Raw genomic sequence first — 11821 nt, 5'->3', positions numbered from 1 at the left:
ATGGAACCACGCCCCGCCGACACAACCGCGCAGCGGCACGGCAAAGTGGTCCCATGGATGACGAACTGCACGAGCGAGTGCGCGAGGTCATCGCGAGCGTGCCCGCCGGCTCGGTCGCGACTTATGGGGATATAGCGTCGGTTTCGGGTGCCCCGTCACCGCGGCTGGTCGGGCGGATCCTCGGCGAGGACGGCCACGACCTGCCTTGGCACCGCATTCTGCGCGCCGACGGGACCCCGGCGCCGCATCTGGTCCACGAGCAGCTGGAACGACTGCGCGAGGAAGGCGTCTTGACCGACGGCCAGCGCGTCGACCTGCGAAAATACCGGTGGCAACGTGATCCCGGCGACGACGGTGGTCCCGACGCTCTGTTTTAGGTTAGCCTCGCCTAATGAGTTTCATCGAGGCGGAGGTGACCGGCGTCCGGCGGCTCACCCCGCATATGAGCAGGGTGACCTTCTCGGCGGCGTCGCTGGTGGACCAGGCGCCCGACCAGTACCTGAAGGTGTTCTTCCCGCAGCCCGGCCAGGCCGAGCCTGTGCTGCCCGCGCCGCTGAACGGCGACGAAGTGCTTTCCTGGTACCGGACCTACCTCGCGATGCCCGACGATGTCCGCCCGTCGATGCGCACCTACACCGTGCGCGCGTGGCGACCGTCGGCGCGGGAGCTCGACATCGACTTCGTGCTGCACGGCGACGAAGGCCCCGCCTCGGCGTGGGCTTCCCGTGCTTCGGAGGGCGACAGGGTCGCGTTCCTGGGGCCGCACGGCCTCTACGACGTGCCCGAGGGCACGAACTGGCAACTGCTGATCGGCGACGAGACCGCGATCCCGGCGATCGGCGCGATCGTCGAGGCGCTGCCCGCCGGGACGCGCGCGCTGGTCTACGTCGAGATCGGCGACCGCGAGGACCGGCAGATCTTCGACACGAAGGGGACCGTCGAGCTGCACTGGGTGGTGCGCGACTCGGGTCCGGTGGGCGAAGCGGTGCTCGAAGCCGTGCGCAAGGCGGACCTGCCGGGCGGGACGTCGTACGCGTGGATTTCGGGCGAGGCGAACATGGTGAAGCTCGCGCGGCGGCATCTCGTGCGGGAGCGCGCGATCGACAAGCGGGCGATCTGCTTCACCGGGTACTGGCGGCAGGGGCTGAGCGAAGAGGCCGCTAGCCGCGAAGCGATGCGGCAGATCGAGAGCGGCGAGGTCCCGGAGGAGGAGGACTGACGGCCCTGGACGGCCTCGCCTGACCTCCTCGCCCCCCGCTGACCTGCGGAAAGAGAGCAAGGGACCTTTGTGCGCCGTGAAGGCCTCCTTCCCTACGCTGAAGGTCAATGCCAGCAACTTAAGCCGCGGCACTAGAGATCCTCGGACTGTCCATAAAGGACGTAGTCCTGGGTAAATGTCCGGTTGGTCCGTATTCTTGAGGTGGCGAAGGCCTCCTTACCTACTCTGAGAGTAGGTAAGGAGGCCTTCATGGCATCCCTTCGGCCGAGCCGACGCTAGATCCGGACCGTTCCCTGAAACGTTCCACGCCAAATCCGGCCGCAGCCTTTCCGAAGACCGCCTGAGCAGGGCGAATACGGCTGAATCGCACCCGTCCTGCTGGCTTAAGTTCCTGGCCTTGCCTACCCTGAAGGTAGTGAAGGAGGCCTTCACGGACCCACCCCAGATCCACAGTCGCCACAGAAGCCTCACGCGCCACAGCACTCGAACCACAACTCAGTGCGGTACCCAGAGCGTCACCCGGGTCCCCCGCCCCGGATGCGAGTCGATCGTCCCCCGTCCGCCGACCTCCGCCAGCCGCGCCATGATCGACTGGCTGATCCCGAAGCCCGGCGGCCGGTCCAGCATGCTGAAGCCGGTCCCCTGATCCCGCGCGATGACCGCGACGCCGCCTTCGCGCTCTTCGACGCGAAGCACGACCTGCTTGGTCCCAGCGTGCTTCACGGTGTTTCGGAGCGCTTCGCGAACGGCGTCGCGGATGGCGGTCCGGCGTGCGTGCGAGAGGCGGTAGTCCTCCTCGGTCTCGGCCGCGACGAGCTGGGTGCGGAGGCCGTCGCGCGCCATTTCGGTGGCGACCTCGGCGAGATCCGCCGCGAGGCCGCGGGCCGACGGCGCTTCCGGGCCGGTGAGTTCGCGCCGCAGTTCGGCGGCCTGCGCCCGCGCCGTCGCGCGCATCTCCGCGAGCCGTCGCACGGCCGCGGAATCGTCGTCGGGCGCCTCCATGCCCATCGCTTCCAACGTCTGCAGCACGGAGTCGTGCATGACCCGCCGAGTCCGCAGCCGCTCGGCGCGCTGCCCGCGGCGCATCCCGATCCCCAGCGCGAACCGGGTCCCGACGCCGAGCAGGATCAGGATCCCCGCCGTGGTCACCATCGCCACGACGAGCGCGACCATGCAGCCCACCGAACGGCTCACCGCGAGCGGGTCGTCGATCGGGAGCCCGCCGATCCAGGTCAGGAACGCCCGGAACGGAAGAGCCGCGATCAGCAGCCCGAAAGCGGCCGGTAACCCGAACGACAACGTCCACAACGCCACCGTCCCGACCAGCCACGTCCACGCGACGTCGACGGCGAACGGCTGGATCTCGGCAGGCGCGGTCGCGGCCACGATCGTCGCGAGCACCACGCCCACCGCGAGGTCGGCGTACATCAGCCGCCCGGACGTCTTGGCCCGGATGCCGCGGCCCCGCACCACCCACCAGACGGCGAAGGCGTTCAGCAGTATCGCCAGGATCGTCGTGCTCAGCACCGGGACGATCCCGGCCGAGCCGTTCGCGACGGCGAAACCGAGGTACACCTTGGGAAACGCGGCGACGCGGTAAAAGATCGGGCCGAGCGCGGAATAGCGGATCGCGCGCATCAGCAGCGAATCCGCGGAATCCTCGCGATAGCGCCAATCGGGCACGGAATCGGGGTCGGGTGCTTCATCGGCCGGGCTGGCGCCCAGCACCGAAGATCCCTTTCGCAACATGGCGCGCACGAAGGTGACCGATTGCGACTCGGACATCCGCCGCCCTCCCGTGCGTCCGGTATGTCGAGCCTGGCAAAGGGGAACATCCCCGTCAAGACGGCCGAACGCGCAGCTCCGCGACGAGAAGTTTCACCAGCGCGCCGAGGCGTTGCCGTTCCGGCTGGACGGTCGATACGCCGGCGGCTTCCAGCGGCGCGGCGGTCACCGGTCCGACGCACGCGCACAACACCGGGCCCCGCAACGCGGCCAGGAGTTCCTCGCGACGCGATCCGGCCAGCGCGAGGAGATTCGTCGCCGCGGGCGCGCTGGTGAACGCCAGTGCGTGCACCCGCCCGGCGAGCACACTTTCGACGAGATCGTGCACCGGTTCGGCGTTCTCCGGCGAAAGCCAGCGATACGGCTGGACCTGGACGACGTCCGCCCCGGACGCCCGCAGCAGCCCGGTGAGTTCGGGCAGCAGGGTGCCGTGCAGTTGAACGGCGACCCGCGCCCCGCGAACCCCGGCGGCACGCAGTCCCTCGAACAGTTCGGCGTTGCTCTCTTCCGGCGCGGAAGATTCCTCACGAAGACCCTCACCGCGCACCGCGCCCGCCGCTTTCGGCCCGCGCACGAAGATCCGCGACGCGCCCAGCCGTTCCAGCAGCGGTTCGCGCAGGCCCCAGCCTTCGGCGGCCGAGAGCCAGCCGCGGAATCCGGCACCGGTGGTGACCGCGGTGAACCCGACCGGCGCGGCCAGCACGGCGTCCGTCGCCGCGCGCAGTTCGGTGTCGTCCGGCAGCGGGACGATGCGGATGGTCGGCGCGTGCAGCACGGTCGCGCCATGCCGTTCGAGGGCGGCGACGAAGTCGTCGGCCCGCCGTTCCGCGGTGATCCCGATCGTGATGCCGTCCAGGTCAGCCATAGCGCGCGCCCATCTTCCCGATCTCCTCCGCCAGCCGCTCGCGCAGCCCCGGCGGTTCGAGCACTTCGAGGTTCCCGCCGAAGCGCAGCAGTTCACCGACGGCCGATTCTCCCGGTTCCACGGGCAGCTCCATCGTCAGCCAACCGTTTTCATCCGGCTCGGCGGCCGCTTCCCGCAGCGCCCGCGCGCCGACCGCGCCCAGATAGAACGGCACCAGTATGCGGGCGAACTCGTTCAGCCGGACGACCGCCACTCGCGAGTACATCCGCTTTTCGAACTGCTCCGACCACTCGTGCCAGTAGCGGGCGAGATCGAAGTCGGACGGCCGTTCGAAGGTCTCGCCGAGATCTTCGAGCTCTTCGATACGCGAGACCCGGTAGGTCCGGTCGTCAGCCTCGCACCGCGCCGCGAGATACCAGTTCCCCGCCTTGAGGATCAGGCCCAGCGGCTCGAGGACGCGCTCGACCTTCCGCTGGCCCCAGCGTTCGTAGGAGACCTTGATCCGCCGCGTCTGCCACACCGCGTCGGCCAGTTCGGACAGTCGCGGCAGGCTCTCGATGCCGCGGTGCCAGCCGGGGACGTCCAGAAAGAACCGTTCGGAGACCTTGCTCGCCCCGGCGCGCAGTTCCGACGGCATGGCGGCGTGCAGTTTGAGCTGCGCCGCGGCGAGGACGGTGCCCAACCCCAGTTCGGCGGCCGCAGCGGGCAGACCGGCGAGCGAAAGCGATTGCGCCTCCTCCTCGGTGAGCCCGGTCAGCCGGGTGCGATAGCCGTCGACCAGCTGATATCCGCCCGTGCGCCCGCGATCGGCGTACACCGGCACGCCCGCCGCGGACAGCGCCTCGACATCGCGGTAGACCGTCCGGACCGACACCTCCAGCTCGGCGGCCAGCTCCTCGGCCGTCATCCGGCCGCGGTTCTGCAGCAGGAGGAGGACCGAAAGGAGTCGGCTCGCGCGCATGAAGCCAGTATTGCCGAAAAACCTGACATGTTCTGACAGGTTTGGCTGTCAGGGTGAGTCCCATGAACACGTTCGCCATGAAGAACTGGGAAGAGAACATCGTCAGCGGCACCGACGGCGGGCCGCGCGTCGCCTACGCGCACGCCACGCTCGCCTACCGCGGACTGATCGAAGGCGAGTCGATCGTCGACTACCTGCTGTACTACGCGGGTGAGGGCTACGACGGCGACGGGACGACCGCGCCGGGCTTCGAACGCGTCGAGGGCAGCGTGGACGGACGCAAGGGCAGCTTCGTGATCAAGCATGACACCGGCTTCGACGCGAAGGGCATCTCGTCGACGTTCACGGTGGTCGAAGGCTCCGGAACGGGTGAACTCGCCGGGATCACCGGCACCGGTACCACCGCGGGCGTCCTCGGTGAGCCGACGATGTCGTACACGTTCGACTACTCGCTTTAAGGAGGACAGGTGCTCGAGGTCGATCGCGAGCAGGTGCTGGCCTACCGGATCGCGGCGCACGGGCTGCACCGCGAGGAGACGGACGCGGCCGCGGCGGCCGTATTCGACCTCGGCCTGCAGGATTCCGTGCGGGACACCGCGTTGCTGGGCCTCACCGCCCGGATCGACGGCGACATCACACCCGCGATCTGGGAAGACGGCCGGTTCGTGCTCGCCTGGACGCACCGCGGCGCACCGCATTTCCATCGGCGCGCCGAACTGGACGCCATCAGAGCCGCGCTCGTGCCGCTCGACGAGAAGGACGCGATGGCCCGGATCCTTTGGCAGCGCAAGCAGGTCGAGGACGCGGGAATGTCCGCGGCGGACGCCCTGTTCACGGCCGCGAGGGCGATCCGGCAAGTCGTCACCGGCCGACAGACCAAGGGCACGGTGAGCGGCGCGGTCACGAAACTGATCCCCGACGGCCTGTCGTACGCCTGCCGCGGTTGCGGGGTCGTCCACATCTACGAGCAGTTGATGCGGGTCGCGTCGCTCCACGCCGGGGTCCGGCTGGAGCCGGGCGCGACCCCGGCGACGCTGGCGCCACTGGAAAAGCGGGGCAGGCTGAGGACTTCGCCGGACGTCGAGGCGGCCACCCGCGTTGTCGGGGGCTACCTGCGGATCAACGGCCCCGCCACTCCCGGCGACGCCGCGGCCTACGTCGGAACGACCCGAACCGGTGTCGGCGCGATGTGGCCGGACAACCTGGTCGAAGTCCGTGTCGACGGCAAGAAGGCGTTCTTGCCGGAAGACAGCGTGCCGTTGCTGGAGAACCCGCCCGAGCCGGACGCGGTCCGCCTGCTGCCGCCGCTGGACCCGTTCGTCCAGGCCCGGGATCGCGCCGTGCTGGTGCCGGACAAGGCCCGGCAGAAGGAAGTCTGGAAGATCCTCGGCAATCCCGGCGCGCTGCTGGCCGACGGCGAGCTCGCCGGGGTCTGGCGGGCCAAGGCGAGCGGGAAGAAGCGGCTCGACTTCACGGTGACCCCGTTCGACGCCGTCCGCCCGGCCGTGCGGAAGGCGGCCGAGGAGGAAGCGGCCCGGGTCGCCGCGGCCCGAGAATTCCCCGACCTCCGCGTCACGTTCTCCTGACCCACGTCCCGCGTTTCGTCCTCTGAATGCGGTAGTTGCGTGCGCAAGTACCGCATTCAGAGGACGAAACGCGGGCGTCACGGGTCGACGGCCAGGCGATACCCCCGTTTCACCACCGTCTGGACGAGCTTCGGTGACCCCAATGAGTTCCGCAGGCGCCCGATGGCGGTCTCGACGGCGTGTTCCTCGCCGCCGTCGGGCAACGCGGAGATCAGTTCCCGCCGGGAGAACACCCGGCCCGGCGACTCCGCCAGCGCCCGCAGCAGCGCCATCGGCGCGGGCGCGATGTCACACCACTGCCCGTCCACCAGTGCCGCCTGCCCGCGCAGTTCGATGCTCCGCCCGCCCGCGGTCAGCCGTGGCGAGCGGGCTTCGAGCGCGTCGGACACCGTCCGCGCCAACGCCCCGATCCGCGACCGCGTCGGCTGGACCGTCGGGATCCCGAGCGCGGCCAACGGCCCGGCGGTGATCGGCCCGACACAGGCCACCACGACCCGCTTTTCCAGCGCCTGAACGATTCCCGAGAGCCGCCCGGTCCGCTTCGCGACCCCCAGCATGGACGCGACGGCCGGCGCGCTGGTGAACGGCAACGCGTCCACCGAGCCGTCGAGCACCGCGTCCAGCAGCCGATCGAGCGGCCCGGGATCGGCCGGCCCGACCCAGCGGTACACCGGCACCTCGATCACCTCGGCACCAGCGTCCCGCAGACTGTCCACAAAGTACGGAAGCGGCTCGCCGTGCAACTGCACCGCGATCCGCTGGCCCCCGACACCGGATTCGAGCAGATGCCGCAGGACCTCGGCGTTGCTCTCCGAACCCGGCGAGTAGTTCTCCGAAAGCCCGGCCGCGCGGATCGCGCCCTTGGCCTTCGGGCCGCGCGCGAGCAGCGCCGACTTCCCGAGCCGGTCCAGCAGCTCATCCCCGAGCCCCCAGCCTTCGGCGGCCTCGATCCAGCCGCGGAAGCCGATCCCGGTCGTCGCGACGACGGCGTCGACCCGGTCCTCCAGCAGCCGCATGGTCGCCGACCGCAGCTCGGTGTCGTCGGAAAGCGGCACGATCCGGATCGCCGGGCCGTACCGCACGGTCGCACCTTTACGCACGAACAGCGCGCCGAGCTCGTCAGCTCGTCGCGCCGCCGTGATACCGATGACGAATCCCGCCAGGGGAAGGACTTCTGTCACGGCGAAGCTTCCACCTCCACGACACCCCCGGCGACCCGGACCCGGTACGCCTCGACCGAGACACCCTCGGCGTCGAGACATTCACCGGTCCGCAGGTCGAACCGTTCCTTGTACACCGGCGAAGCCACGACAGGGACACCCCCGGCGTCGCCGACGATTCCCCGCGAAAGCACCGCGGCGCCGCTGATCGGGTCCAAATTGGACAGTGCGTACCAGCGGTCACCCGGCAGCCGGAAGATCGCCACCTGCACGCCGTCGTCGAGCAGGGCGGCGACGCCGGACGATTCGGGGACCGCGCCCGCCGCGCAGATGGCGGTCCAGGTGCGCTGGATCGAGGTCGTCACTGCTTCACCTCCGGGATGCCCAGCAGCACGGGCACCTTCTGGTCGCGTTCGGTGCGGAAGGAGATCGTCGGGTCCGGCGTGCCCGGCGCGTTGACGAACGAGGTGAACTTCGCCAGCTTCTCCGGGTCCTCCAGCACGCCGCGCCATTCGTCGGCGTAGTCGCCGACGTGTTTGGCCATCGCCGCGTCGAGGTCCTCGCAGATGCCGAGCTTGTCGTCGACGATCACCGCGCGCAGGTGGTCGAGGCCGCCTTCCATCTCCTCGACCCACGGCGCGGTGCGCTGCAGCCGGTCGGCCGTGCGGACGTAGAACATCAGGAACCGGTCGATCGTGCGGATCAGCGTCTCCGTGTCCACTTCGGACACCAGCAGATCCGCGTGCCGCGGGGTCGCGCCGCCGTTCCCGCCGACATAGAGGTTCCAGCCCTTGTCGGTGGCGATGATGCCGAAGTCCTTGCTCCGCGCCTCGGCGCATTCCCGCGCACAGCCCGAAACCGCGGACTTCAGCTTGTGCGGCGAACGCAGGCCGCGGTAGCGCAGTTCCAGCTCGATCGCGAGCCCGACGCTGTCCTGAACGCCGTAGCGGCACCACGTCGAACCGACACAGGATTTGACCGTGCGCAACGACTTCCCATACGCGTGGCCCGACTCGAACCCGGCGTCGACGAGTCGCCGCCAGATCAGCGGAAGCTGGTCGACGGTAGCGCCGAACAGGTCGATCCGCTGTCCGCCGGTGATCTTGGTGTACAGCCCGAAGTCCATCGCCACCTGCGCGATGACCATGAGCTTCTCCGGCGTGATCTCGCCACCGGGGATGCGCGGGACCACCGAGTAGGTGCCGTTGCGCTGCAGGTTCGCCAGGAACTTGTCGTTGGTGTCCTGCAGGGTCGCCTGCTCACCGGCGAGGATGTGCCCGTTGCCCAGCGTGGCCAGGATCGACGCGATCGCCGGTTTGCAGATGGCGCACCCGGTTCCCGTGCCGTACCGGTCGATCATCTCGCTGAACGTGCTGATCCGGGTGGCCCGCAGGATCTGGAACAGCTCCGCGCGCGACTGCGAGAAGTGCTCGCACAGCGCCTTGGACTGCTCGACGCCGCAAGCCGTCAGCAGCTTGCCCAGCAGCGGGACGCAGGAACCGCACGCCGTCCCGGCCCGCGTGCAGCCCTTGATCTTGGCGACCGAATCGCACCCCGCTTCGGTGATCGCGTGGGTGATGGCGCCCTTGGAAACCGCGTTGCAGGAACAGATCTGCGCGGCGTCGGGCAGCGCGTCGACCCCGACCGCCGCCCCGCCACCGGCCGGGGCGAGGATCGCGCCGGGTTCGGCGGGCAGCGGCCTGCCGACCATCGCGCGCAGCGTGTTGAACTCACTCGCGTCGCCGACCAATACCCCGCCGAGCAGCGTCTTCGAGTCGTCCGAGATCACGAGCTTCTTGTAGGTCCCGGCGACCGCGTCGTTGAACGCGACCTCCAGCGCGCCCTCGGTGGCCGCGTGCGCGTCACCGAAGCTGGCGACGTCGACGCCCATGAGCTTGAGCTTCGTCGACATGTCCGGCTCGGGGAACGTGCCTTCGCCACCGGTCAGCCGCGCGGCGACGATCTCCGCCATCGCGTAGCCGGGCGCCACGATGCCGTACACCTTTCCCGCCACGGCGGCGCATTCGCCGATCGCGTACACCGACGGGTCGGAGGTGCGGCAGGATTCGTCCACCAGGATCCCGCCGCGGGCGCCGACCTCCAGGCCGGACGAACGGGCGAGGTCGTCGCGCGGCCGGATCCCGGCGGAGAACACGACCAGGTCGACGTCGAGTTCGGTGCCGTTGCCGAGCCTGGCGATGTACCGCTCGCCGTCCGGTTCGATGGCGTCGGTCGACGTTCCCGTGTGGACGGTCACGTCGAGGTCGGTGATCAGCCGCCGGAGCAGCCCACCGCCGCCCTCGTCGACCTGCAGCGGCATCAGCCGCGGCGCCATCTCGACCACGTGCGGCGAGAGACCCATGTCCCGCAACGCCTTCGCGGCTTCGAGGCCGAGCAGACCACCACCGATGACGACCGCCGAACGACGGCCGCGGCCGGGCCGCTGCGCGGCTTCCCGGATGGCGTCGAGGTCTTCGATCGTCCGGTAGACGAAGCAACCCGGGAGATCGTGACCGGGCACCGGCGGGACGAACGGCCGTGAGCCGGTCGCGAGGACGAGCGCGTCGTACGACTGCTCGTAGCCGGACTCGGTGACGACGACCTTGCGCTCGCGGTCCACCGACACCACCGCGTCACCGAGCCGCAGTTCCACTCGCGGGTCCCCGGCGTAGTCGGCGCCATCCAGCGCGAGCGAAGCCGGGTCCCAAGTGTCCACATAGGACGTCAGGGCGACGCGGTCGTACGCGGGCCTCGCCTCCTCGGCGAGGACCACCACCTGCCATTCACCGGTCTTGTCCTCCGCGCGCACGGCTTCGACGAGCCGGTGCGCGACCATGCCATGTCCCGCGACGACGAGTTTCCGCATCAGACCTCCGCCCCGGCGAGCGCCAGACCTCGGGTGCCCGCCACCTCCGCCTGCTGTTTCCGCAGGTACACCGCCCACGTGACGGCGAAGCACAGTCCGTAGAAGACGAGGAAGGCGATGAACGCCGGTACCCCGCTCTTGGTGTCCGCGAACGACTGCCGGAACGCCAGGTTGATGAACAACCCGCCCAGCGCGCCGATCGCCCCGGCCAAGCCGATCAACGCGCCGGAGAGCTTGCGCGCCTTCAGCAGTTCGAGGGTCTCGTCGGCGCCCTCGCTGATCGCGACCTTCGCCTTGGCGCGGAAGATCGCCGGGATCATCTTGTACGTCGAGCCGTTGCCGACCCCGGTCAGCACGAACAACACGATGAACGCGACGGTGAACAGCGCCAGCGAGTTCGACGTCGAGGCCAGGATCAGCACCACGGTGGCCGCGGCCATCCCGACGAACGTCGCGAAGGTGATCTTGCCGCCGCCGATCCGGTCGGCCAGCCAGCCGCCCGTCGGCCGGGAGAAGGACCCGAGCAGCGGCCCGAGGAACGTCACCGCGGCCGCCTGCAGTGGAGTCCTGCCGAACTGGTTCTGCAGCACCAGGCCGAAGGCGAAGCTGTAACCGATGAACGAACCGAACGTGCCGACGTAGAGCAACGACATCACCCACGTGTGCGGGTCCTTGACGACCTCGCGCATCGCCTTGGTGTCGCCCTTCATCGAGGAGAGGTTGTCCATGAAGAAGTACGCGCAGACCGCCGCCACCACGATCAGCGGGAGATAGATCGCCAGCACCAGCCGCGGCGCGGTCGCGCCGACGGTACCGATGACCAGCAGGCCGATCAGCTGGATCGCCGCCACCCCGAGGTTGCCACCGCCCGCGTTGAGCCCGAGCGCCCAGCCCTTGTGCTTCTCGGGGTAGAACGCGTTGATGTTGGTCATCGACGACGCGAAGTTCCCGCCCCCGACCCCGCCGAGCGCGGCGATCAGGAGGAACGTCCCGAGCGAGGTGCCGGGCTCCATCGCGATCGCGGCCAGGATGGTGGGCGCCAGCAACAGCAGCGCGCTGACGATCGTCCAGTTACGGCCACCGAACCTCGCCACCGCGAAGGTGTAGAGCGGCCGCATGAGCGCGCCGATCAGCGTCGGGGTCGAAACGAGCAAGAACTTGTCGGCGGCCGAGAACCCGTACTGCGGGCCCATGAACAGGACCATGACCGACCACAGTGTCCAGACGGAGAAACCGATGTGCTCGGCCAGCACGGAGAACCAGAGGTTGCGCCGGGCGATCTTCTTTCCGGTCTCCTCCCAGAACTGCTCGTTCTCCGGATCCCAGTGCTCGATCCAGCGCTTGCCGCGGTGAACAGACCCGGCGGTCATGAAGGCCTC

General features: G+C 69.4%; 11 protein-coding genes. 4 read left to right on the top strand and 7 right to left on the bottom strand.

The genetic code is table 11. The features are described from left to right. Positions 1–53: 53 nt before the first annotated feature. Entirely contained in the window at positions 54–377 is a 324-nt protein-coding gene (locus AVL48_RS30200; RefSeq protein WP_061990175.1) for an MGMT family protein, read from the top strand. Positions 378–391: 14 nt separating this feature from the next. Then, complete coding sequence (locus tag AVL48_RS30195) at positions 392–1219, top strand: siderophore-interacting protein (protein WP_061990173.1); 828 nt, start codon at positions 392–394, stop codon at positions 1217–1219. A 495-nt stretch (positions 1220–1714) separates the two neighbouring features. Here AVL48_RS30195 and AVL48_RS30190 read toward each other — a convergent pair whose 3' ends face one another. Genes AVL48_RS30190 through AVL48_RS30180 form a run of 3 tightly spaced genes read right to left on the bottom strand, consistent with a single transcriptional unit; the run spans position 1715 to position 4830 of the window. Then, on the bottom strand, positions 1715–3004 hold the full coding sequence (locus AVL48_RS30190; RefSeq protein WP_061988279.1) for a sensor histidine kinase: 1290 nt from the start codon (positions 3002–3004) through the stop codon (positions 1715–1717). A gap of 55 nt (positions 3005–3059) precedes the next feature. Beyond that, positions 3060–3869 carry a uroporphyrinogen-III synthase gene (locus AVL48_RS30185; protein ID WP_061988282.1) on the bottom strand — a complete coding sequence of 270 codons (810 nt, stop codon included), beginning with the start codon at positions 3867–3869 and terminating at the stop codon, positions 3060–3062. Further along, positions 3862–4830, bottom strand: a complete 969-nt coding sequence (locus tag AVL48_RS30180) for a helix-turn-helix transcriptional regulator (RefSeq protein WP_061988283.1) — start codon at positions 4828–4830, stop codon at positions 3862–3864. The genes AVL48_RS30185 and AVL48_RS30180 overlap by 8 nt, the downstream gene beginning before the upstream one ends. Before the next feature lie 62 nt (positions 4831–4892). Here AVL48_RS30180 and AVL48_RS30175 point away from each other — a divergent pair, with 62 nt between their 5' ends. Together AVL48_RS30175 and AVL48_RS30170 are read left to right on the top strand one after the other, a co-directional pair. After that, positions 4893–5288: a DUF3224 domain-containing protein gene (locus AVL48_RS30175; RefSeq protein WP_061988285.1), complete on the top strand. Its 396-nt coding sequence runs from the start codon at positions 4893–4895 to the stop codon at positions 5286–5288. 9 nt (positions 5289–5297) lie between these two features. Continuing rightward, a complete protein-coding gene (locus AVL48_RS30170; protein ID WP_061988287.1) occupies positions 5298–6416 on the top strand; it encodes a DNA glycosylase AlkZ-like family protein in 1119 nt (372 codons plus the stop codon). A 77-nt stretch (positions 6417–6493) separates the two neighbouring features. On the opposite strand, the gene AVL48_RS30165 is transcribed toward AVL48_RS30170, so the two are convergent. The 4 genes from AVL48_RS30165 to AVL48_RS30150 are packed head-to-tail and all read right to left on the bottom strand — an operon-like array spanning position 6494 to position 11812. Continuing rightward, positions 6494–7597, bottom strand: a complete 1104-nt coding sequence (locus AVL48_RS30165) for a uroporphyrinogen-III synthase (protein ID WP_061988288.1) — start codon at positions 7595–7597, stop codon at positions 6494–6496. Then, positions 7594–7941 (bottom strand): nitrite reductase small subunit NirD, encoded by a 348-nt coding sequence (nirD, locus tag AVL48_RS30160; RefSeq protein ID WP_061988290.1) that lies wholly within the window; start codon positions 7939–7941, stop codon positions 7594–7596. The genes AVL48_RS30165 and nirD overlap by 4 nt, the downstream gene beginning before the upstream one ends. Further along, the gene (nirB, locus tag AVL48_RS30155) at positions 7938–10442 is read right to left on the bottom strand and encodes a nitrite reductase large subunit NirB (RefSeq protein WP_061988292.1); all 2505 of its coding nucleotides are present in this window, start codon (positions 10440–10442) and stop codon (positions 7938–7940) included. The genes nirD and nirB overlap by 4 nt, the downstream gene beginning before the upstream one ends. Then, positions 10442–11812, bottom strand: a complete 1371-nt coding sequence (locus tag AVL48_RS30150; RefSeq protein ID WP_061988439.1) for a nitrate/nitrite transporter — start codon at positions 11810–11812, stop codon at positions 10442–10444. The genes nirB and AVL48_RS30150 overlap by 1 nt, the downstream gene beginning before the upstream one ends. Positions 11813–11821: the final 9 nt, after the last annotated feature.

It is taken from the genome of Amycolatopsis regifaucium (genome assembly GCF_001613935.1).
Classification (GTDB): Bacteria; Actinomycetota; Actinomycetes; order Mycobacteriales; family Pseudonocardiaceae; genus Amycolatopsis; species Amycolatopsis regifaucium.
The sequence above is the reverse complement of the archived record's forward strand: the minus strand, read 5'-3'. Positions and strand labels throughout refer to the sequence as shown.

What these genes read in the sequence shown, in the direction of transcription:
- AVL48_RS30200 (WP_061990175.1), top strand. Translation starts at nt 54, where the DNA reads ATGGATGACGAACTGCACGAGCGAGTGCGCGAGGTCATCGCGAGCGTG.
- AVL48_RS30195 (WP_061990173.1), top strand. Translation starts at nt 392, where the DNA reads ATGAGTTTCATCGAGGCGGAGGTGACCGGCGTCCGGCGGCTCACCCCG.
- AVL48_RS30190 (WP_061988279.1), bottom strand. Translation starts at nt 3,004, where the DNA reads ATGTCCGAGTCGCAATCGGTCACCTTCGTGCGCGCCATGTTGCGAAAG.
- AVL48_RS30185 (WP_061988282.1), bottom strand. Translation starts at nt 3,869, where the DNA reads ATGGCTGACCTGGACGGCATCACGATCGGGATCACCGCGGAACGGCGG.
- AVL48_RS30180 (WP_061988283.1), bottom strand. Translation starts at nt 4,830, where the DNA reads ATGCGCGCGAGCCGACTCCTTTCGGTCCTCCTCCTGCTGCAGAACCGC.
- AVL48_RS30175 (WP_061988285.1), top strand. Translation starts at nt 4,893, where the DNA reads ATGAACACGTTCGCCATGAAGAACTGGGAAGAGAACATCGTCAGCGGC.
- nirB (WP_061988292.1), bottom strand. Translation starts at nt 10,442, where the DNA reads ATGCGGAAACTCGTCGTCGCGGGACATGGCATGGTCGCGCACCGGCTC.
- AVL48_RS30150 (WP_061988439.1), bottom strand. Translation starts at nt 11,812, where the DNA reads ATGACCGCCGGGTCTGTTCACCGCGGCAAGCGCTGGATCGAGCACTGG.